The following is a 20792-nucleotide window of genomic DNA, read 5'->3' as shown; positions in this document are numbered from 1 at the left end:
CGGCGGCTCACCTCAGCTTCGGGTCGAGGGCGTCGCGCACCGCGTCGCCGAGCATGATGAACGCGAGGACGGTGACGGCGAGGGCCCCGGAGGGCCAGAGCAGGGCGTGCGGGGCGTTGCGTACGTAGGGGGCGGCGGCGGAGATGTCGATGCCCCAGGAGACGCTGGGCGGTTTGAGGCCGACGCCGAGGAAGGACAGGGTCGCCTCCAGGGAGATGTAGGTGCCGAGCGCGATGGTGGCGACGACGATGACCGGGGCGATCGCGTTGGGCGCGATGTGGCGCAGCAGGAGGCGGGAGTTGGAGGCGCCGAGCGCGCGGGCCGCCTGGACGTAGTCGTTCTGCTTGGCGGTGATGACGGAGCCGCGGGCGATGCGGGAGATCTGCGGCCAGCCGAGCAGCACGATGAAGCCGATGACCGGCCAGACGGTGTTGCTGGTGATGACGGAGAGCAGGACCAGGCCGCCGAGGACCACCGGGATCGCGAAGAAGACGTCGGTGATCCGGGAGAGGATCGCGTCGCCGGCGCCGCCGAAGAACCCGGCGAGTCCGCCCAGCACACTGCCGAGGACGGCGACCCCCAGCGTGGCGAGGACGCCGACCGCCACCGACGTGCGGGCGCCGTAGACGGTGCGGGTGTAGACGTCGCAGCCCTGGCCGTTGAAGCCGAAGGGGTGGCCGGACTGGGAGCCCTCCTGGGCCTTGGCCAGGTCGCACTTGAGGGGGCTGCCGGAGGCGATCAGGGACGGCCAGATGGAGATGACGATCAGGAAGAGGATCACCAGGGCCGAGATGATGAAGACGGGGTTGCGGCGCAGGTCGTGCCAGGCGTCGGACCAGAGGCTGCGGGGCTTGTCGCGCGGGTCCGCCCCGTCCGGTCCCGGCGGCTGCTCCAGGGTGACCGCCTCGCTCGCGCCCAGGTCCATCTGCCCGCCCATGCCGGTGCCGGCGACGGCGCGCTCGGGCTCGTAGGGCTGCTGGTGGTCAGGCATAGCGGATCCTCGGGTCGAGTACGGCGTACAGGAGGTCGACGAGGAGGTTGGCGACGAGGAAGACGAGGACCAGGACGGTGACGAAGCCGACGACGGTCTGGGTGTTCTGGCGCAGGATGCCCTGGTAGAGCTGGTAGCCGACGCCGTGGATGTTGAAGATCCGCTCGGTGACGATGGCGCCGCCCATCAGGGCGCCGATGTCGGTGCCGATGAAGGTGACGACGGGGATGAGGGAGTTGCGCAGCAGGTGCCGGGTGATGACCCGGTGGCGCGGCAGGCCCTTGGCGACGGCGGTGCGCACGTAGTCGGAGCGCCGGTTCTCCGCGATGGAGGTGCGGGTCAGGCGGGTGACGTACGCCAGGGAGACCGAGGCGAGGACCAGGCCGGGGACGATCAGCTCGCGGAAGGGCGCCTCGGTGGAGACGGCCGGGTCGATCCAGCCCCACTTGACGCCGAGCAGGAGCTGGAGGAGGAGGCCGGTGACGAAGGTGGGGACGGAGATCACGACGAGGGTCAGGAGCAGCACCCCGGTGTCGACGGGGCGGCCGCGGCGCAGACCGGTGACGACACCCAGGACGATGCCGACGACGATCTCGAAGAGGATCGCCACGACGGTCAGCCGGATGGTGACCGGGAAGGCGGTGCCCATCAGCTCGGTGACCGGCTGGCCGTTGAAGGCGGTGCCGAAGTCGCCGGTGAAGAGGTTGCCCATGTAGGTGGCGTACTGCTGCCACACGGGCTGGTCGAGGCCGAACTCGTGCCGCAGCTGCGCGGCCGTCGCCGGGTCGCACTCCCGGTCGCCGCACAGGCCCGCGATGGGGTCGCCCATCACGTTGACCATCAGGAAGATCAGCAGCGTGGCCCCGATGAAGACCGGGATCATCTGGAGCAGCCGCCGGACGACGTAGCGTCCCATGGCGCCCCCTCAGCCGACCTTGATCTCGTTGTAGACCGGGACGCTGAACGGGTTGAGCTCCACGTCGGACAGCCGCTGCGAGTAGCCGGCGCTGCCGTTCTGGTACCAGAGCGGGATGGCGCCCATCTCGTCCCGCAGGACCTCCTCGGCCTGCTGGAAGAGGTCGATGGCCTTGGCGGTGTCGGTCTCGGCGTTGGCCCGGTCGACGAGGTCGTCGAACTTCTCGTTGGACCACTTGCCGTCGTTGGAGGAGGCGCCCGTGTAGTAGAGCGGCTGGAGGAAGTTCTGGATGAGCGGGTAGTCCATCTGCCAGCCGGCGCGGAAGGGGCCGCTCATCTTCTGGTCGGTGATCTGGTTGCGGAAATCGGCGAAGGTGCCGACCGGGTTGCCGACGCAGGCGCGGTCGTTGTCCAGGGCGTTGTTGATGGAGTTGCAGACCGCGTCGACCCACTGCTTGTGGGAGCCGGTGTCGGCGTTGTACGTGATCTTGACCTGGCCGCCGGGGAGGCCGCCGCCCTCCTCGATCAGCTTCTTGGCCTCGTCCGGATTGAACTCGCACCACTTGCCGCACAGTCCGGCCTTGTAGCCGCCGTCCTCACCGAGGACGGGCGAGGTCCAGTCGGTGGCCGGGGTGCGGGTCTGCTGGAAGATCGTGTCGGTGATCTGCTTGCGGTCGATCGCCATGGACAGACCCTTGCGGACCTTCTCGGAGCCGGGCTTGCTCCAGTCGTTGTCGTAGAACGGGAAGGCGATGGTCTGGATGATGCCGGCCGGGGTGTTGATGTACCGGTCGCCGAGGTCGCTCTTGACGTTCTTGAGCTGGGCGGCGGGGATGTCGTCGACGAGGTCGAGGTTGCCGGCCATCAGGTCGGTGTAGGCGGTGTTGTTGTCGGTGTAGACCTTGAGGTCGACGCCGCCGTTCTGCGCCTTGTCCGGGCCGGGGTACTCCTCCCACTTGCGCAGGGACATCTGGGAGCCGCGGGTGTAGTTGTCCACCATGTACGGCCCGTTGCCGACGGGCTTCTTCAGCCAGGCGTCGTGGTCGTCGAAGAAGGCCCGGGGCAGCGGGGCGAAGGCCGGGTAGCCGAGGGTGTCGGGGAAGGTGGAGAACTTCTGGCTGAGCTTCACGGTGAAGGTGAGCGGCCCGGTGACCTTCAGCCCGGAGAGGGTGTCGGCGCTCTGCTCACCGCTTTCGGGGTGCACCTTGTCGTAGCCGTCGATGTACGCGAAGAAGTACGCGTTGCGCTGGTTGTTCTTCAGGCTCGCGCCGTAGTTCCAGGCGTCCACGAAGGACTGGGCGGTGACCTTCTCGCCGTTGGAGAAGGTCCAGCCGTCCTTGACGGTGACGGTGAAGTTCTGCGAGTCGGAGGTCTCGATCTTCTCGGCGAGCATGTTCTGCGCCTCGCCGGTCTCCGGGTCGTACTTCTTCAGTCCCCGGAAGATCATGTCGAGGACCTTGCCGCCCTGCACCTCGTTGGTGTTGGCCGGCTCCAGCGGGTTCTGCGGGTCGCCCCAGGAGGAGCTGAGCACGGCGCCCGCGTCTCCCCCGCCGCTCCCGCCCCCGCCACCGCAGCCCGCCGTCGCGAGGACTGCCGCCGCCGCGCAAACGGCCCATCTGGCGTGCCCGACTCCGCGCATGGGGTGCCTCCTCGTGCCCTGACCCGTCCGGCTCGTTCCCCGACGCGTCCACTGATCTCTCCGCTGATCCATTACCGGCCAGCATCAGGGGGCGGGCACGAAAACGCCCGTTCGTCCGGTCCGTACGGGTACGGCACTGCTCCGGACGGGGGGTACAGAACACACGGGGACACACGAGAACCGGGGCGGGAGCCCGTGCTCCCGCCCCGGTTCCGGGGTGCCGTGCCGGTGGGCGGCGGCTCAGTCCTTGGCGAGCTTCGCGCCGTCGCCGTCCTCCAGGGCCTTCAGTCCCCGGTCCATCACGACGTCCTCGGCCCGCGCCTCGATGGTGGGCTCCTCCGGGAAGTGACAGGCGGTCAGGTGACCAGCCTTGCTGCCCTCGATGCGGACCAGCGGCGGCTCCTCGGTCGCGCACTTGTCCTGCGCCTTCCAGCACCGGGTGCGGAACCGGCAGCCGGACGGCGGGGCGATCGGCGAGGGGACGTCGCCCTCCAGGCGGATGCGCTCCCTCTTGTCGCCGTCGATGTCGGCTTCGGGCACCGCGGAGAGCAGCGCGTGGGTGTACGGGTGCCGGGGCCGGGTGTAGATCGACTCGCGGTCCGCGATCTCCACGATCTTGCCGAGGTACATCACCGCGACGCGCTGCGAGAAGTGGCGCACGATCGCCAGGTCGTGGGCGATGAAGACGAAGGCGATGCCCATCTCCCGCTGCACTTCCTGCAGCAGGTTCACCACCTGGGCCTGGATCGACACGTCCAGCGCCGAGACCGGCTCGTCCGCGACGATCAGCTTCGGCTCCAGGGCGACGGCGCGCGCGACGCCGATGCGCTGGCGCTGACCGCCGGAGAACTCGTGCGGGAAGCGGTTGTAGTGCTCCGGGTTGAGACCGACGATCTCCAGGAGCTCCCGGACGCGCTTCTCACGGCCGCCGGGCGGGTTGATCCCGTTGATCTCCATCGGGCCCGAGATGATCGTGCCGACCGTCTGCCGCGGGTTCAGCGAGGCGTACGGGTCCTGGAAGATCATCTGGATCTCGGACCTGATCGGTGCCAGCTGCCGCCGGTTGGCGCGGGTGATGTCCCGGCCCTTGTACTGAATCGTGCCCTGGCTGGGCTCGTAGAGCCGGGTCAGCAGCCGGCCGGTGGTCGACTTGCCGCAGCCCGACTCGCCGACCAGGCCGAGGCTCTCGCCCGGGTAGACCTCGAAGTCGACGCCGTCGACGGCCTTGACGTGGCCGACGGTGCGCTTGATCGGGAAGCCGCCCTTGATCGGGAAGTGCTTCGTCAGGCCGCTGACCTTGAGGAGCGGTCCGCCGTCGCCGTCCCGCTGCTGCGGGATCGGGTCGGCCACCGCCGTGGTCGTCTTGCTGTTGTCGCTCATGGTGATGCCCCAGTCGCCGGTTTCCGCTCAGCCCAGCCGGGGCTGAATCTTCTCGATGAACGCCTGCTGCCGCTGTTCCCCCGTCAGATGACAGGCCGCGGCCCGCCCGGCGGCGAGCGTCGGCCGCTCACCGGAGCAACGCTCCCCGGACACCTTGTCGGTGAAGGCGCACCGCGGGTGGAACGCGCAGCCCGAGGGCGGGTTGAGCAGCGAGGGCGGCGACCCGGGGATGGGCAGCAGCGGCTCGTCCACGTCGGACGCGAGCCTCGGCATGGAGCCCAGCAGCCCCCAGGTGTACGGGTGCTGAGGCGTCTTGAGCACCTCGCGCACCGACCCGCGCTCCACGGCCCGGCCCGCGTACATCACGAGGATGTCGTCGGCCATGTTGGCGACCACGCCGAGGTCGTGGGTGATCATGATGATGGCGGAGCCGAACTCCTGCTGCAGGTCCTTGAGCAGGTCGAGGATCTGCGCCTGCACCGTCACGTCGAGGGCCGTGGTCGGCTCGTCGGCGATGAGCAGGTCCGGGTCGCAGGCGAGCGCCATGGCGATCATGGCGCGCTGCCGCATACCGCCGGAGAACTGGTGCGGGTAGTCGTCGACCCGCTTCTGCGGGTGCGGGATGCCGACCTTCTCCAGCAGGTCGATGGCGCGCACCCGGGCGTCCTTCTTGGAGGCGCCGGTGTGCTTCATGAACGGCTCGCCGATCTGCCGGCCGACCGTGTAGTACGGCGACAGCGCGGTCAGCGCGTCCTGGAAGATCATCGCCATCTTCTTGCCGCGCAGCGACTCCAGCTGCTTCTCACCGGCGCCGGTCAGCTCCTGGCCGTCCAGCGTGATCGACCCGTCGATGGCGGTCTTCCGGCGGTCGTGCAGGCCGAGGACGGCCAGGTTGGTCACCGACTTGCCGGAGCCGGACTCGCCCACGATGCCGAGGGTCTTGCCGCGCTCCAGGTCGAAGGAGAGCCCGTCCACCGCCTTGACGACGCCGCCCTCGGTGGAGAAGTGGACCTTGAGGTCGCGCACCGAGAGGAAGGCGTCCCCCGAGGCGGCGGCAGCGGCCTCTTCGGGCTTGGTCTGAGTGGTCACGGTGGTTCTCCTAGGACAGGCGCACGCGCGGGTCGATGACGGCGTACAGGGCGTCCACGATCAGGTTGAAGACGATGATGAGCGCGGCACTGACGAGCATGACGCCCATCAGCATCGGCAGGTCCTTGTTGGTGACGGAGTCCAGCGCGAGCCGGCCGACGCCGGCCAGATCGAACGTCATCTCCGTGACCATGCCACCGCCCATGAGCGCCGACAGGTCGATGCCGAGGATGGTGACGATGGGGATGAGGGAGCCGCGCCAGGCGTAGCGGAAGAAGGTGTAGTTGCCCGACATGCCCTTGGCGCGGGCCGCTCTCACATGCTCTTCCTGCAGCTGCTCGATCATCGACGAGCGGCTCATCCGGGTGTAGTTGGCGGTGAAGATGGTCGCCATGACCAGCCAGGGGATCAGCAGACCCATGAACCAGCCGCCGAGGTCCTCGGAGAAGGGCACGTACTTCGGCTTCTCCAGCCAGCCCGTGCTGTACACGAGCGCCAGCATCACGAGCGGGCCGAGGAAGTAGATCTGCAGGGAGCTGACGACCAGCGAGCTGGAGCTGAAGGTCTTGTCGATCCAGGTGCCGCGGAACTTGGCGGCCAGCATGCCGGCGCCGAGACCGACGATGAGGAAGACGATCATGCTGCCGACGGTCAGCGAGACGGTCAGCGGGAAGCGATCCATGATCGTGTCCCAGACGTTCTGGTCGTTGGCGAAGGAGACACCGAAGCAGGGGGCCGGGCAGTGCCCGACGGCGAAGTCGCGGCCGGCGAAGATCCCGACCATGAAGTCCCAGTACTGGAGCGTGACCGGCTTGTCGAGGCCCAGGTTCTTGTGGATGATCGCCAGCGCGTCCGGAGTGCAGTTCTTGCCACAGGCCAGCATGGCCGGGTCCTGCGGGATCGCGAAGAACATGAAGAACGTGAACGCACTGATCAGCAGGAGGATCAGCGCCGCGCCGAACGTCCGGCGAATGAGGAATTGAAGCATGGCAGACAGCTGCTCTCAGGACGGCGGCAGTCGGGTGGGAGGTCTGGGAGGGGTCCGGGGCCGGTGGTGGGCGCTCCGCCGCGCACCCACCACCGGACTCCCGACCGAGCGGGCTACTTCTTCAGGAAGATCCGCGTGACGTCCACGTAGCTGGTGTCGTGGCTGTAGCGGATGCCGCCGATGTTCGAACCGAAGATCTGGAAGACCTTGGTGTAGTACAGCGGGGCGGCCGGGTTGATCTCCGTGGAGATGTACTTGGCCAGCTCGGCCCACGCCTTGGTGGCCTCGGCCGTGTCCGTGATCTTCTCGATGCGCTTGATCTCGGAGTTCACGTGGTCGTCGTTGATGTGCGAGTAGTTCGACGCGCCGTCCTGGATCTGCGTGCCGTCGTACACCGGCGGGATGACCGTGGAGGCGGACGGCCAGTCCTGGCCCCAGCCGGTCATGTACAGGTCGTAGCCGTTCTTGACCTTACCGACCTGCTCGTACCAGGTGGCGGAGTCGATCTCCTTCTTCTGGATGTCCAGGCCGATCTTCTCCAGCGCGTCGGCGATCAGAACGGCCTGCTTCTGACGGGTCGGCGTGTTGGCGTAGGCGTAGACGAGGCTCTTGCCCTCGAAGCCGCCTTCCTTGATCAGCTTCTTGGCGGCCTCGATGTCGCCGTTGGCCTTCTTCAGCCGGTTGAACGGGTCGAACTCCGCGTCGTAGCCCGGAGTGGTGGGCGAGATCAGCGAGTTGGCGACCTCACCGCCGTAGGCACCGCCGTCGGCCTTGAAGACGGAGTCGGAGGGCATCGCCAGGGTGATGGCGTCACGGAGCTTCTTGTCCTTGACGCGGTCCATGTTGAAGTTGAGCTGCCACACGTAGGGCGCGTAACCCTGGATGGTGCGCTTCATCGCCTCCTTGTCGCTCACCACCTTCTGGAGCTGGGTGGTGGCGACCTGACCCGTGAACATCATGGCGTTCTTGGCGTCGCCCTGGTCGGCGAGGAGGGTCTTGGTCTGGCTCTCGTCGTCGGAGTTCATCGAGATGTTGAAGCCGTCGACGTACTGGTGGCGCACGGAGTCGGACTTCGCGGACCACTGGTCGTTCTTGACCAGCTTCATGGACTTGCCCGGCTTGAACTCGGCGATCTTGTACGGACCGACGGCGACCGGGTCGGAGTCGTACTTCTCCTTGGTGTCCGTCTCCTCCGGGACGACGCTGTAACCGGGCATGGTCAGCATCTGCGGGAGGTCGGGGCGCGGGGTCTTGAAGTGGAAAACGATCGTCTTGTCGTCCGGCGTCTCCAGGACGCTGTCGGGCAGGTGCTTGCCCTTGTCCGGGCCCTGGTACGCGTCGCGGTAGCTGGTGCCGGCGCCGGACAGCCACTGCTGCAGGTAGATCGGACCGTCGGTGATGTAGTTCGAGTACAGGCGCTCGACCGTGTTGCGGATGTCCGCCGAGTTGATCGGGTTGCCGTTCTCGTCCTTCAGGTCGTCCTTCAGGGTGTACGTCCAGGTCTTGCCGCCGTCCGACGACTTGCCCGCGTCGGTGGCGAGGTCGCCCACGACGGTCAGGTTGCCCTGGTCGTCCTCGTCGTACTGGGTCAGGCCGCGGAAGATGAGGCGGCTGAGCAGCTTGCCGTCCGAGACGTAGATCTGGCCCGGGTCCAGGTGCGAGAAGTCCGCCTCCTGGTAGACCGTCACGGTGCCACCCGGCTTGGCGCCCGGCACCTCGGGGGCCGGACCGGTCGACGCCTGCGCATCACCGATCTGGACCGGCTTCGACTGCGACTTGGCGTCCTCCTTGGTCTTGCTCTTGTCCTTGGAGGAGCTGTCGCTGCCGCCACCACCGCAGGCGGTGAGGGTGAGTGCGCCGGCCGCGACCGCGACTATCGCGGCCGTGGCGGTGCGGTTACGGAAGATGCTCATAGGGACGAATCCACCTGCCTGTGAGTAGTGAACACTGCTGGTACGTGGCCGGGGGCCGGGCTGAGCGGCGCCGGGCCGGCCGGGCGGGGTGTGGGGGGATTCCCCTGGGGGATCAGCGGCTCGACTTGGGATCGAAGGCGTCCCGCACCGAGTCGCCGAGGAGGTTGAAGGCCACCATGAAGACCACCATGGCCACTCCGGGGAAGAGCATGTAGTACGGGTCCTGCTCGACGATGTTGGCGCCGATGGCGAACATCCGTCCCCAGTCCGGCGTGGGTTCGACGTAGCCGACGCCCACGAAGGAGAGGAACGCGATGCTCAGGATGGTGCTGGGCAGCGTCAGCGTCGCCTGTACCAGCGTCGGGGTGACGATGTTGGGCAGCAGTTCCTTGCGGATGATGCGCCAGGGCGAGGCCCCGGAGATGCGCGCCGCCTCGACGAACTCCCGGTCGCGCAGGGAGAGGGTGGCACCGCGGACGATGCGGGCCATGCTCATCCAGCCCAGGAAGGACAGGACGATGATGATGGCGGAGGCCCGCACGTAGGTGGGCGTCTCCTTGTCCGGGGCGACGAAGACCGTGGTGATGACGGGCATCGCGGCGACGAAGAACAGCTGGCTGGGCAGGGCCATGAAGAAGTCGGTCACCCGGCCGAGCCAGTAGTCGATCTTCCCGCCGAAGTAGCCGCCGGTGAGACCGATCAGCACGCCCAGGAGCGTCATGATCAGGGTCGCGGCCAGGGCGGTGGCGATCGAGTTGCGCATGCCGTACAGCAGCTGCGTGAACACGTCGCGGCCCAGGCCCGGTTCGATGCCGAACCAGAACTCCCCGGTGATGCCGCCGAACGGGGCCGCCGGCATCGTGAACATGTCCAGCAGCTCGGGCCGCTCCTGCCCGTAGAGCGTGTACGGGTCCTTGCCGTAGACCTTCGAGATCAGGGGCGCCGCGGCGGAGATCACGAAGAAGAAGAGGACGACGCATGCCGAGATGACACCGGCCCGGTCGCGCTTGAAGCGCGCCCACATCAACTGCCCGGGCTTCTGCCCCGCCGGCTCCTTCGGCTTGTCGGCGTCGCCCTTGGGCACGCTCTCCTTGTCCAAGACGGAAGAGGCTTCAGCACCCTCAAGCTCGATTGGACTCGTCATGATTCGTCCGTTTCACAGGTTGGAGGTCGTCGGGGATGCACTGCGGTCCGACGGCCTTCGCACGGCGTACGTCATTCGCAGCGCGCGAGGGGAACAACGACGGAGGGGCGTCACCACCCCTGGGGAACCCTGGCTCGCGGTCGGGGGCTACCGACCGACGTAACGAGTCGTCAAGGGAGTTCGCGACGTCGCGTCGCTACCGCAACCACCGTGACGGCACAGGACGCGCCCGCGGGGCCTTCAGCCGCCATCGGGGACGATGCGACCCATATGGCGCTTGTGGCACCTCGCATGGGTTCCTCCTCATGAATCCGCTGGTTCACCGCAAAGGGGAGCACACGACACATCCCGGCCACCTCGTGGTGCCTGAATTCGTCTGGTGCCCCCGCGCTCGCGAGCCTTCGCCGTCAGCGCGTGACCCGTTTATCCGAGCTCTACGCGCCTAACTATCTGCCATCCGCAGGGGAACGAACCACACTCTTGAGGTCTCGGTTCGATCACAGATAGGGGCTAGATCTTTCAAAATCCGGACAAAGGGTTTGGTGAGAGATCACTGCGAAACGGACTTGTTACACATCTGGCGGTGGTCACTGTCCGCATAGCGAACACCGGTGTGACGAAAAGTGATTGCGCGTAACGCGTCCGCAGTGCAGAGTCCCGTACAGGTCTGTCCTGCGCCCGGCGCACACCGCGACGGCCGGCGTGCCGGGCGGAATGCTTCCGCGGAGGTTAGTGCGGTTCCGGCCGCCCGACGGTGTTTCGCCGCCGAATCGAGGGTTTTCCCTAAAGTTGACCCGAAAACGGCGCCGGGCCCCACGTGAACACGTGGGGCCCGGCGTTTCGGAACGGGATGTCAGCCGTGCTTGGCGCGGCTCGCGGCGCGGGCGCGCTCGCGGGCATCCAGGTTCACCTTGCGGATGCGGACGGCCTCCGGGGTGACCTCGACGCACTCGTCGTCGCGGCAGAACTCCAGCGACTGCTCCAGCGAGAGCTTGCGCGGCGGGACGATCGACTCGGTCACATCGGCCGTGGACGACCGCATGTTGGTGAGCTTCTTCTCCTTGGTGATGTTGACGTCCATGTCGTCGGCGCGGGAGTTCTCACCGACGATCATGCCCTCGTACACCTCGGTGCCGGGCTCGGTGAAGAGCACGCCGCGCTCCTGGAGGTTGGTCATCGCGAACGCGGTGACGGCACCGGAGCGGTCGGCGACCAGCGAGCCGTTGTTGCGGGTCTGCAGCGTGCCGAACCAGGGCTCGTGGCCCTCGTGGATGGAGTGGGCGATGCCGGTGCCGCGGGTCTGGGTCAGGAACTCCGTCCGGAATCCGATCAGACCGCGGGACGGCACCACGAACTCCATGCGGACCCAGCCCGAGCCGTGGTTGGACATGTTGTCCATCCGGCCCTTGCGCACGCCCATGAGCTGGGTGACCGCGCCCATGTGCTCCTCGGGCACGTCGATCGTCATCCGCTCGACGGGCTCGTACGTCTTGCCCTCGACCTCCTTGGTGACGACCTGCGGCTTGCCGATGGTCAGCTCGAAGCCCTCGCGGCGCATCTGCTCGACCAGGATGGCCAGCGCCAGCTCGCCGCGGCCCTGCACCTCCCAGGCGTCCGGGCGGTCGGTGTCCAGGACGCGGAGCGAGACGTTGCCGATCAGCTCGCGGTCCAGGCGGTCCTTGACCTGGCGGGCGGTGACCTTGCGGTCCTTGACGGCCGCCTTGTTGTCCGCGCCCTTGCCGGTGGCGCCGCGGCCGACCAGCGGGGAGGTGTTGGTGCCGATCACCATGGAGATCGCGGGCTCGTCCACCGTGATCAGCGGCAGCGGGACCGGGTTCTCCTGGTCGGCCAGGGTCTCGCCGATCATGATGTCCGGGATGCCGGCGACGGCGCAGATGTCACCGGGGCCGGCCTTCTCGGCGGGCTTGCGGGTGAGCGCCTCGGTCATCATCAGCTCGGAGATGCGCACGTTGCTGACCGAGCCGTCGCGCTTCATCCAGGCGACCGTCTGGCCCTTCTTCAGCTCGCCCTGGTGGACGCGGAGCAGGGCGATGCGGCCGAGGAAGTTGTCGGCGTCGAGGTTGGTGACGTGCGCCTGGAGCGGGGCGTCCGCGTCGTAGGTCGGCGCCGGGATGTGCTCCAGGATGGTGGAGAAGAACGGCTCCAGGTTGGTGGAGTCCGAGGGGACCGTGCCGTCGTCGGGCTTGGTGAGGGAGGCGACGCCGTCCCGGCCGCAGGCGTAGACGATCGGGAACTCGATCTGCTCCTCGTCGGCGTCCAGGTCGAGGAAGAGGTCGTAGGTCTCGTTGACGACCTCGTCGATCCGGGCGTCGGGACGGTCCGTCTTGTTGATGCACAGGATGATCGGCAGCCGCTGGTGCAGCGCCTTGCGCAGCACGAAGCGGGTCTGCGGCAGCGGACCCTCGGAGGCGTCCACGAGCAGCACGACCCCGTCGACCATCGACAGCCCGCGCTCGACCTCGCCGCCGAAGTCGGCGTGGCCGGGGGTGTCGATGATGTTGATCGTGATCGGGTCCCCGCCGTCCTTCGGGTGGTACTTCACCGCGGTGTTCTTGGCGAGGATCGTGATGCCCTTCTCACGCTCCAGGTCGTTCGAGTCCATCATGCGGTCGTCGACGGAGTCGAGCTGGTGCGCGGCGAAGGCACCGGCCTGCTTGAGCATTCCGTCGACGATGGTGGTCTTGCCGTGGTCGACGTGGGCGACGATGGCGACGTTGCGGATGTCGTGACGCGTTGTAGACGCGGCCATATGAGGCTTACTCCCGGAGGGTGTGAGATGGGCCCTCGCGTACGTCCGTGTCACGCGGGCCTGCCGGGCGGTACATGCCACGGCCTCACCCCATCGTACGGGGCCCCGGGGGCTGCGGCTTGCCGGGGCGGGGGCGCACGGGCCGGGGACGCCCGCTCACCTCGACGGACTCGGCTGGGCCTCGGCGCCCCGGGTGCCCTTCTCCAGGTAGCCCATGTCCTCGTAGACCGGGGTCTCGAAGCCGAAGGCGCCGGCGTTGGCGAGGTTCTCGCGGGCCGCCACGAGCTGGGGACGCTGGTAGAGGGGGATCGAGCCGGCCGCCGCCCAGATCCGCGAGTCGGCCTTGCGCAGCAGGTCCCGTGCCTTGTCCTGGTCCAGGGTGCCCAGGGCCTGGTCGAAGAGCTGGTCGACCTGGTCGGTGCCGACCCGGGTGTAGTTCTGCGCCACGTTCAGGGAACCGTCGGCGGCCGGGACGGGCTTGGCGTAGATGGGGCGGGCGTCGGTGGCGGGGAAGGCGGAGGCGGGCCAGGAGTAGAGCGCCAGGTCGTACTCGCCGGAGGCGACGTGGTCCTGGAAGTAGCTCTCGTCCGGGACCTTGGTGATCTCGGTGCCGATGCCGATCTTCTCCAGCATGTCCGAGATGCGGTCGGCCACGGTGCGCAGGGCCTGGGAGCCGGGGCCGGAGGGGACCACGAAGCTGAGGGTGAGCGCCTTGCCGTCCTTGGCGACGGGGGCCCCCGCGGCGCCGGCCGGGGCGGCGGTGCCCTTGGGGGCGTAGGCGCCGGGGGCACCGCCCTGCGCGGTGTTCTTGCCGCTGCTGTGCCTCTCGCCTGTCTCCTGGTCGCTGTCGCCGCTCTCGTCGCCGTCCTTGCCGTCGGCGGCGTCGGCGTCGGCGTCCTTCTCGTCCGTGTTCTTGCCGTCCGTGTTCTCGCCGTCCGGGTTCTTGCCGTCCGCGGCCTTGTCGTCCTCGCCGACGATGTACGTGCCGTCGTCGCCGCCGTCGGACTTCTCCTCGTCCTTCCCGTCCGCGGACTTCTCCTCGTCCTTCCCGTCCGCGGACTTCTCCGCGCCGGCCGCCTTCTCGCCGTCCTCGGTCTTCTTCACCGGCCCGCCGGGGACCCATCCCGCGTCCGCCAGGAGCGCCCGCGCCTCCTTGGCGTCCACGTCCCCGAGGGCGCCGCTGCCGTCGGCGTAGACCGGCTGGCCGGACAGCGCGAGGTGACTGCCCACCGGCTCGGCGGGCAGGCCCAGCGGCTTCAGCACCGCCTCCGCCAGCTTCTCCCGGTCCAGGGCCCGGGCCACGGCGCGGCGGACGCGTTCGTCGGCGAGCGGGCCGTCGGCGCCGTTGAGGGCGAGCTGGGTGTAGGCGGGCTCCAGTGACTTGCGGACCTCGAAGCCGCTCAGGGCCTTGCGCCGCCGTTCCGCCTTGGCCTCGGCCTCGCGCCGCTTCTCCCTGGCGAGGACCTCCTCCTCGGCCGCCTCCTCGTCGGAGCCGTTGGCGATCGCCCAGGAGCGCAGCGCCTCGGCGGCGGACCTGCCCTGCGGGCCGGGGAGCGCGGAGCTGCCCGAGCCCGGGGCCGGGGTGCCGTCCGGGCCCATGAGCGGGGTGCCGGTGCCGGCGTCCCGGGGGCCCGCGGCCACGGCGACCTGTTCGGCGGTGTCCGGGTCGACCTCGGCCAGGTCGAGCTCGCCGGCGACCAGCTCGGAGACCCGGTCCTCGCGCGGCACGGCACGCAGGACGATCTTGTCCAGCTTGGCCGGCTCTCCCCACCAGCGGGGGTTGCCGGTCAGGACCACCTCGTCCGCCTTGGTGTCGACCTTCTTGACGGTGAAGGGGCCGGCGGTGACCTCGAGCTCTCGCCGGGCGCCGTCGTTGAAGGCGTCGGGGGTGCCCGTGACGTCCTTCGGGTACAGCGGCGTGAACAGCGACTTCCAGTCGGCGTAGGGCCGGTCGAAGGTGACCCTGACCTCCAGGTCGTTCGCCCCGCGCTCGATCTTCTCGATGCGGTCGTAGCCGGCGTTGCGGGCGGTCCAGTAGGCGGTGTCCTTGCCGGACAGGGCGCGCCACTGGGCGGCGAAGTCGGCGGCGCCGATCTCCCGGCCGTCGCTCCAGACGGCCTGCTGGTTGAGCTTGTAGACGACGACCTGCTTGGGCTCGGTCTCGACGACCTCGGCCGACTCCAGGTAGTCGGGGTTGCGCACCGGGCGGCCCCGCTCGTCCGTCCGGTACATGGAGGGCAGGACGGCCTGGGCGACGCGGGTGGTGGTGGCGTCGGCGTCGGACTGGAAGGTGTTCAGCGTCTCCGGCACGGAGTCGACGGCCCAGCGCAGGGTGCCGCCGTCGGCGATCCGGGCCCGGGCCGCGGCGGCGACGTCCTGTTCGGCGAGTGGCTTGCCCGCCGGGTCCTCGGAGGTGCAGCCGGCCAGCGCGGGGAGGGCGAGCGCACCCGCGGTGAGGAAGGCGACCGAGCGCATGACCGCTCGCGGTCCGACGCGGACGTGGGACATCACTGCTACCTCCGGAAGGCCGCGGGCGTGGTGGTCGCTTTTGGCGGTATTTGGAGTTGATCATTTGTATTCGGGCGGGGATGCGGCCACTGAAGAGGAAACGGTTCGGCCACGCCGGGAGACACGGCGGTGACGGTGCGTAAGCCCACCCGTGCGGCGCAACACCACCCGCGGTGCACCGACACGCCCCGGCCAATCGGTGCACGTCCCTTCCCAGCGGCGGGTGTGACGCGCGACACTCTCAGGCGCATGAACGTCACCACCCAGGCCGTTCCGCGTCGCGGTCGGCGGAAGCGAGGTCACGTCATGTCCGTGCACGACGACCTGTCATCGATCCAACGCAGTCTCGACGACCTCTCCCGGTCGGTGGCCCGGCTGGAGCAGCGGCTGGGCAGCGGCGGCCTGGAGGTCCGCCGGGTCCGCACCGACACCGACCACCTGCGCGACAGTGTCGCGCTGCTGCGGGCGGCGGCGGCCTCCCCGGACGCGCCCAGGCGTCCGGACCTCGTCACGATCCCCGACACGCCGTACGACGGCTCGCTGTGGACGGACTCGGACGACGAGGGCCTCGGGGCCCGCGACCGCCGCGCCCCCTGAACCCGACCCGACCGACCGGAGTCGCCCAGTGGCCACTGGTACGGAACCCCCAGCCACCGACCCCCATCCCCCGGGCGGCGGCGTCCACGCCCCGACGCGCGCCGCCATCCGCGCCCCGCACCTGCGCACCGACCGCTGGTGGCTGGCACCGGCCGCCACCGCCGCCGGACTGCTGGCCTTCGTCGTCTACTCGACCTGGCGGGCGTTCGCGGGCGCGGATTACTACGCGGCCCCCTATGTCTCGCCCTTCTACTCCCCCTGCCTGGCGGAGAACTGCGAGCCGATGCGCGCGGGGCCCAACTGGGAGGTCTTCGGCAGCTGGTGGGGCATCTCCCCCGCGATCATCATCCTGGTCTTCCCGCTCGGCTTCCGCCTGACCTGCTACTACTACCGCAAGGCCTACTACCGGGCCTTCTGGGCGTCCCCGCCGGCCTGCGCGGTGGCCGAGCCGCACAAGAGGTACTCCGGCGAGACCCGCTTCCCGCTGATCCTGCAGAACGTCCACCGGTACTTCTTCTACGCGGCCCTCCTGGTCGCGCTGATCCTCACCTACGACACGGTGCTCGCCTTCCGCGACGAGGACTACGCGTGGGGCCACATGGGCCTGGGCACCCTGGTGTTCCTCGTCAACATCGTGCTGATCTGGGCGTACACCCTCTCCTGCCACTCCTGCCGGCACATCGTCGGCGGCAAGCTCAAGCACTTCTCCCGGCACCCCGTGCGCTACCGGATGTGGCAGTGGGCCGGGAAGCTCAACGCCCGCCACATGCAGCTCGCCTGGGCGTCGCTGGTGAGCGTGGCGCTCGCCGACTTCTACGTGTATCTCGTCGCGTCCGGTGCCTTCGACGATCCGAGGTTGTTCTGATGTCCGTGGTCGACCGGCAGGAATGGGACGTCGTCGTGGTGGGCGCGGGCGGCGCCGGGCTGCGCGCCGCCATCGAGGCCCGCGAGCGGGGCGCCCGTACGGCCGTGATCTGCAAGTCGCTGTTCGGCAAGGCGCACACCGTGATGGCCGAGGGCGGCATCGCGGCCGCCATGGGCAACGCCAACTCCGGTGACGACTGGCAGGTCCACTTCCGCGACACCATGCGCGGCGGCAAGTTCCTCAACCAGTGGCGGATGGCCGAGCTGCACGCCCAGGAGGCGCCGCAGCGGGTGTGGGAGCTGGAGACCTGGGGCGCGCTGTTCGACCGTACGGACGACGGCCGGATCTCGCAGCGCAACTTCGGCGGCCACGAGTACCCGCGCCTCGCCCACGTCGGCGACCGCACCGGCCTGGAGCTGATCCGCACCCTCCAGCAGAAGATCGTCTCGCTCCAGCAGGAGGACTTCCGGGAAACCGGCGACTACGAGTCCCGGCTGAAGGTCTATCAGGAGTGCACGGTCACCCGTGTCCTCCAGGAGGGCCGCCAGGTCTGCGGCGTCTTCGGCTACGAGCGCGAGTCGGGCCGCTTCTTCGTGCTCCAGGCGCCCTCGGTGGTGATCGCCACGGGCGGCATCGGCAAGTCCTTCAAGGTGACGTCGAACTCGTGGGAGTACACCGGCGACGGCCACGCCCTGGCGCTGCTGGCCGGGGCGCCGCTGCTCAACATGGAGTTCGTGCAGTTCCACCCGACGGGCATGGTCTGGCCGCCGTCGGTGAAGGGCATCCTCGTCACCGAGTCGGTGCGCGGCGACGGCGGCGTACTGAGGAACGCGGACGGCAAGCGGTTCATGTTCGACTACGTCCCGGACGTCTTCAAGGACAAGTACGCGGTGACGGAGGACGAGGCCGACCGGTGGTACGACGACCCGGACCACAACCGGCGGCCCCCGGAGCTGCTCCCCCGGGACGAGGTGGCGCGGGCCATCAACGCCGAGGTGAAGGAGGGCCGGGGCTCCCCGCACGGCGGCGTCTTCCTGGACGTGTCGACCCGGATGCCCGCCGAGGTGATCAGGCGCCGGCTGCCGTCCATGTACCACCAGTTCAAGGAGCTGGCCGACGTCGACATCACGGCCGAGCCGATGGAGGTCGGGCCCACCTGCCACTACGTGATGGGCGGCATCGCCGTCGACTCCGACACGGCCGCCGCACGCGGGGTGCCGGGGCTGTACGCGGCCGGTGAGGTGGCCGGCGGCATGCACGGCTCCAACCGGCTCGGCGGCAACTCGCTCTCCGACCTGCTGGTGTTCGGACGCCGGGCGGGCCGGCACGCGGCCGAGTACGCGGCGGGGCGGGACGACGGGGCGCGGCCGCGGGTGGCCGACGCCCAGGTCGACGCCGCCGCCGCGGAGGCCCTGCGGCCGTTCTCGGCGGAGGTGTCCACGGAGGCGGAGGCGGGGGCGGCGGAACCCGACGACGGCCCGCCCGAGAACCCGTACACCCTCCACCAGGAACTCCAGCAGACCATGAACGACCTGGTCGGCATCATCCGCCGCGAGCCGGAGATGAAGCAGGCCCTGGAGAAGCTGGCCGAGCTGCGGCTGCGGGCCCGCCGGGCGGGGGTGGAGGGGCACCGGCAGTTCAACCCGGGCTGGCACCTCGCCCTGGACCTTCGCAACATGCTGCTGGTCAGCGAGTGCGTGGCGCGGGCGGCGCTGGAGCGCACCGAGTCGCGCGGCGGACACACCCGTGAGGACCACGCGGCGATGGACCGCGCCTGGCGGGGCGTCAACCTGCTGTGCGCCCTCACCGACCCGACCGGCGGTCTGGCGGCCACCGACCCGGTGCGCGGCCAGATCACCCTGACCCGCGAGGCCACCGAGCCCATCCGTCCCGACCTGCTCGCCCTCTTCGAGAAGGAAGAGCTGGTCAAGTACCTCGCCGAAGAGGAGCTGTCCGAATGAGCGGCTACGAGGCCCGCTTCAGGGTGTGGCGGGGTGACGTGGAGGGCGGCGGCCTGGAGGACTTCCGTGTCGAGGTGAACGACGGCGAGGTGGTCCTCGACATCATCCACCGCCTCCAGGCCACCCAGGCCCCCGACCTCGCCGTACGGTGGAACTGCAAGGCGGGCAAGTGCGGTTCGTGCTCGGCGGAGATCAACGGGCGTCCGCGACTGCTGTGCATGACACGCATGTCCGTCTTCACCCGAGAGGAGACGATCACCGTCACACCGCTGCGGGCCTTCCCGGTGATCCGGGACCTGGTGACGGACGTCGGCTTCAACTACACCAAGGCCCGGGAGGTCCCGTCATTCGTCCCGCCCGCCGACCTGGGGCCGGGCGAGTACCGGATGATGCAGGAGGACGTGGACCGCTCGCAGGAGTTCCGCAAGTGCATCGAGTGCTTCCTGTGCCAGGACACCTGCCACGTCGTCCGTGACCACGAGGAGAACAAGCCGGCCTTCGCGGGCCCGCGTTTCCTGATGCGCGTCGCGGAGCTGGACATGCATCCGCTGGACGCGGCCGGGGAGACCGGCCTGGACCGTGGTCGCACGGCCCAGGACGAGCACGGCCTCGGCTACTGCAACATCACCAAGTGCTGTACGGAGGTCTGCCCCGAGGGCATCAAGATCACGGACAACGCGCTGATCCCGCTGAAGGAACGGGCCGTGGACCGCAAGTACGACCCGCTGGTGTGGCTGGGGTCGAAGATCCGGCGCCGGTCGTCCTAGTTCTCGTCCTGGCGGACCCAGCCCTCCCGGTACTCCTTCCAGTTCGTCTCCGTCGCCGCGAAGTCGATGTACGGGGCGACGCCGAAGAGCTCGCGGTCGGCGTCCGTCCGGGAGAGGCCGAGGCGGGCGCCGCGGACGGCGGCTTCGACGGTCTCCGCGTGACCCCAGTGGTCGAAGTTGCTCTCGTGGTAGAAGGGCAGGCCGATCAGCAGGTGGGTGGTGGGAGGGGTGACCTCCAGCGCGAGGGACGTCTGCTGGGCCACGTAGCCGCCGTAGGTGCCCTCCAGGGGCTGCGCGGTGTCGTACGACATCACCGCGATCTGGTCGACGCGGCGGGCGACCTGGCCGAAGAACTCCTGCGACCACCACTTGGGGTTCTCGGTGAAGACACCGAAGACCTCGTGCAGGGCGGGCAGCGGGTCGATCTGGTGGGCGGCGACCGACAGCTGGGCGCCCTCCGCGCGGGTGACGGCGCGCAGGTCGTCCAGGAGGGAGAGGTAGTTCCGGTCGTCCGAGTGCAGGGGCTCCAGGTCGAGGTGGACGCCGTCGTAGCCGGCGGCCAGGACCTGGCGGGCGGAGTCGACGACGGCGGCGCGGGTGTCGGCGCGGTCCAGGTGCATGCCGTCGGGGCCCTCGGTGACGAGTACGTCGCCCAGGAAGGCCTGGACGCGGACGCCGGGCAGTTCGCGGTGCACGGCGTCGATCAGCCAGCGGGCCTTGGGGTAGCGGGCCTCAGGCAGGGTGCCGTCGTGTTCCAGCGGGCCGGTGTGGACGTACAGGTCGCGGATGCCGGTGGTCTTCAGACGGGCGGCGAAGGCGGCGAGGTCCGCGTCGTCCTTGCGGCCGTCGACCCAGGCGTGACCGAGCCACATCGCGTCGCGGTTACGGGTGTGGGTGCCGTCGGCCGGGTCGCCCATGTAGTTGACGCGGAGCGCGGTCTCGGCGGTGAGGAGGGGGAGGAGCAGGACGAGGAGGGCGGCCAGGACGATACGGCGTGTGCGACGCAGTCGCCCCCTCCTCTGCTGTGGGGGCTGATCGCCGTCGGCGGCTTTCCCGTCTGCTTGCTGGTCGGTGTTTCTCGGCTCCGTGTCCTCCACGGTGTCCCCTCCCTGTGGCCCGTCCCCGGTCGCGGTGGCCGGTTCACGTGCATACGCTCGCTGGGTGTTGCCAGCGGGGACGACTCGAACCGGTGTTCCGGTTGCGGTCGGGGGTGCGTGGCGGTGATCTCCGCCGATCTGGTGCCGCCCCTGGTCGCGGCCGGGGCG

General features: G+C 69.2%; 15 protein-coding genes. 4 read left to right on the top strand and 11 right to left on the bottom strand.

Features of this window, described 5'->3' with window-relative positions; translation table 11 throughout:
- Positions 1 to 7 precede the first annotated feature (7 nt).
- The 10 genes from M6G08_RS13740 to M6G08_RS13695 form a co-directional block, all read right to left on the bottom strand.
- The gene (locus tag M6G08_RS13740; RefSeq protein ID WP_272587447.1) at positions 8 to 991 is read right to left on the bottom strand and encodes an ABC transporter permease; all 984 of its coding nucleotides are present in this window, start codon (positions 989 to 991) and stop codon (positions 8 to 10) included.
- Entirely contained in the window at positions 984 to 1907 is a 924-nt protein-coding gene (locus M6G08_RS13735; protein ID WP_272587446.1) for an ABC transporter permease, read from the bottom strand. Before M6G08_RS13735 ends, M6G08_RS13740 begins: the two co-directional genes overlap by 8 nt.
- 9 nt (positions 1908 to 1916) lie before the next feature.
- Complete coding sequence (locus M6G08_RS13730; protein WP_272587445.1) at positions 1917 to 3545, bottom strand: peptide ABC transporter substrate-binding protein; 1629 nt, start codon at positions 3543 to 3545, stop codon at positions 1917 to 1919.
- 240 nt (positions 3546 to 3785) lie between these two features.
- Entirely contained in the window at positions 3786 to 4925 is a 1140-nt protein-coding gene (locus tag M6G08_RS13725) for an ABC transporter ATP-binding protein (RefSeq protein ID WP_272587444.1), read from the bottom strand.
- 27 nt (positions 4926 to 4952) lie between these two features.
- Entirely contained in the window at positions 4953 to 6014 is a 1062-nt protein-coding gene (locus M6G08_RS13720; protein WP_272587443.1) for an ABC transporter ATP-binding protein, read from the bottom strand.
- A gap of 10 nt (positions 6015 to 6024) precedes the next feature.
- Positions 6025 to 7002, bottom strand: coding sequence for an ABC transporter permease (locus M6G08_RS13715; RefSeq protein ID WP_272587442.1), 978 nt, complete (start codon positions 7000 to 7002; stop codon positions 6025 to 6027).
- A 113-nt stretch (positions 7003 to 7115) separates the two neighbouring features.
- Positions 7116 to 8915: an ABC transporter substrate-binding protein gene (locus M6G08_RS13710; RefSeq protein WP_272587441.1), complete on the bottom strand. Its 1800-nt coding sequence runs from the start codon at positions 8913 to 8915 to the stop codon at positions 7116 to 7118.
- A 112-nt stretch (positions 8916 to 9027) separates the two neighbouring features.
- The gene (locus tag M6G08_RS13705; RefSeq protein ID WP_272587440.1) at positions 9028 to 10059 is read right to left on the bottom strand and encodes an ABC transporter permease; all 1032 of its coding nucleotides are present in this window, start codon (positions 10057 to 10059) and stop codon (positions 9028 to 9030) included.
- Between the two features lie 853 nt (positions 10060 to 10912).
- Positions 10913 to 12829: a translational GTPase TypA gene (gene typA / locus M6G08_RS13700; RefSeq protein ID WP_272587439.1), complete on the bottom strand. Its 1917-nt coding sequence runs from the start codon at positions 12827 to 12829 to the stop codon at positions 10913 to 10915.
- Between the two features lie 156 nt (positions 12830 to 12985).
- Positions 12986 to 15337 carry an ABC transporter family substrate-binding protein gene (locus M6G08_RS13695; RefSeq protein ID WP_272587438.1) on the bottom strand — a complete coding sequence of 784 codons (2352 nt, stop codon included), beginning with the start codon at positions 15335 to 15337 and terminating at the stop codon, positions 12986 to 12988.
- A gap of 306 nt (positions 15338 to 15643) precedes the next feature.
- Between M6G08_RS13695 and M6G08_RS13690 the strand changes: the two genes are divergently transcribed.
- From M6G08_RS13690 to M6G08_RS13675, 4 genes are read left to right on the top strand one after another with little or no spacing between them, the layout of a single operon-like run.
- Entirely contained in the window at positions 15644 to 15934 is a 291-nt protein-coding gene (locus tag M6G08_RS13690; RefSeq protein ID WP_272587437.1) for an Rv0250c family protein, read from the top strand.
- A 28-nt stretch (positions 15935 to 15962) separates the two neighbouring features.
- Positions 15963 to 16799, top strand: coding sequence for a succinate dehydrogenase subunit SdhC (sdhC, locus tag M6G08_RS13685; protein ID WP_272587436.1), 837 nt, complete (start codon positions 15963 to 15965; stop codon positions 16797 to 16799).
- Entirely contained in the window at positions 16799 to 18760 is a 1962-nt protein-coding gene (locus M6G08_RS13680) for a fumarate reductase/succinate dehydrogenase flavoprotein subunit (RefSeq protein ID WP_272587435.1), read from the top strand. Before sdhC ends, M6G08_RS13680 begins: the two co-directional genes overlap by 1 nt.
- The gene (locus M6G08_RS13675; RefSeq protein ID WP_272587434.1) at positions 18757 to 19527 is read left to right on the top strand and encodes a succinate dehydrogenase/fumarate reductase iron-sulfur subunit; all 771 of its coding nucleotides are present in this window, start codon (positions 18757 to 18759) and stop codon (positions 19525 to 19527) included. Before M6G08_RS13680 ends, M6G08_RS13675 begins: the two co-directional genes overlap by 4 nt.
- On the opposite strand, the gene M6G08_RS13670 is transcribed toward M6G08_RS13675, so the two are convergent.
- The gene (locus M6G08_RS13670) at positions 19524 to 20624 is read right to left on the bottom strand and encodes a glycoside hydrolase family 18 protein (RefSeq protein ID WP_272587433.1); all 1101 of its coding nucleotides are present in this window, start codon (positions 20622 to 20624) and stop codon (positions 19524 to 19526) included. The genes M6G08_RS13675 and M6G08_RS13670 overlap by 4 nt on opposite strands.
- Positions 20625 to 20792: the final 168 nt, after the last annotated feature.

Origin of the sequence: Streptomyces sp. M92, from assembly GCF_028473745.1 — a bacterium.
In the GTDB taxonomy this organism is placed as follows: Bacteria; Actinomycetota; Actinomycetes; order Streptomycetales; family Streptomycetaceae; genus Streptomyces.
This window is presented reverse-complemented; position numbering and strand designations above follow the sequence as displayed.

Bases quoted from the DNA above. Each gene is read 5' to 3' on its own strand.
- M6G08_RS13740 (WP_272587447.1), bottom strand. From the start codon at position 991: ATGCCTGACCACCAGCAGCCCTACGAGCCCGAGCGCGCCGTCGCCGGC.
- M6G08_RS13735 (WP_272587446.1), bottom strand. From the start codon at position 1,907: ATGGGACGCTACGTCGTCCGGCGGCTGCTCCAGATGATCCCGGTCTTC.
- M6G08_RS13730 (WP_272587445.1), bottom strand. From the start codon at position 3,545: ATGCGCGGAGTCGGGCACGCCAGATGGGCCGTTTGCGCGGCGGCGGCA.
- M6G08_RS13725 (WP_272587444.1), bottom strand. From the start codon at position 4,925: ATGAGCGACAACAGCAAGACGACCACGGCGGTGGCCGACCCGATCCCG.
- M6G08_RS13715 (WP_272587442.1), bottom strand. From the start codon at position 7,002: ATGCTTCAATTCCTCATTCGCCGGACGTTCGGCGCGGCGCTGATCCTC.
- M6G08_RS13710 (WP_272587441.1), bottom strand. From the start codon at position 8,915: ATGAGCATCTTCCGTAACCGCACCGCCACGGCCGCGATAGTCGCGGTC.
- M6G08_RS13705 (WP_272587440.1), bottom strand. From the start codon at position 10,059: ATGACGAGTCCAATCGAGCTTGAGGGTGCTGAAGCCTCTTCCGTCTTG.
- typA (WP_272587439.1), bottom strand. From the start codon at position 12,829: ATGGCCGCGTCTACAACGCGTCACGACATCCGCAACGTCGCCATCGTC.
- M6G08_RS13695 (WP_272587438.1), bottom strand. From the start codon at position 15,337: ATGTCCCACGTCCGCGTCGGACCGCGAGCGGTCATGCGCTCGGTCGCC.
- M6G08_RS13690 (WP_272587437.1), top strand. From the start codon at position 15,644: ATGTCCGTGCACGACGACCTGTCATCGATCCAACGCAGTCTCGACGAC.
- M6G08_RS13680 (WP_272587435.1), top strand. From the start codon at position 16,799: ATGTCCGTGGTCGACCGGCAGGAATGGGACGTCGTCGTGGTGGGCGCG.
- M6G08_RS13675 (WP_272587434.1), top strand. From the start codon at position 18,757: ATGAGCGGCTACGAGGCCCGCTTCAGGGTGTGGCGGGGTGACGTGGAG.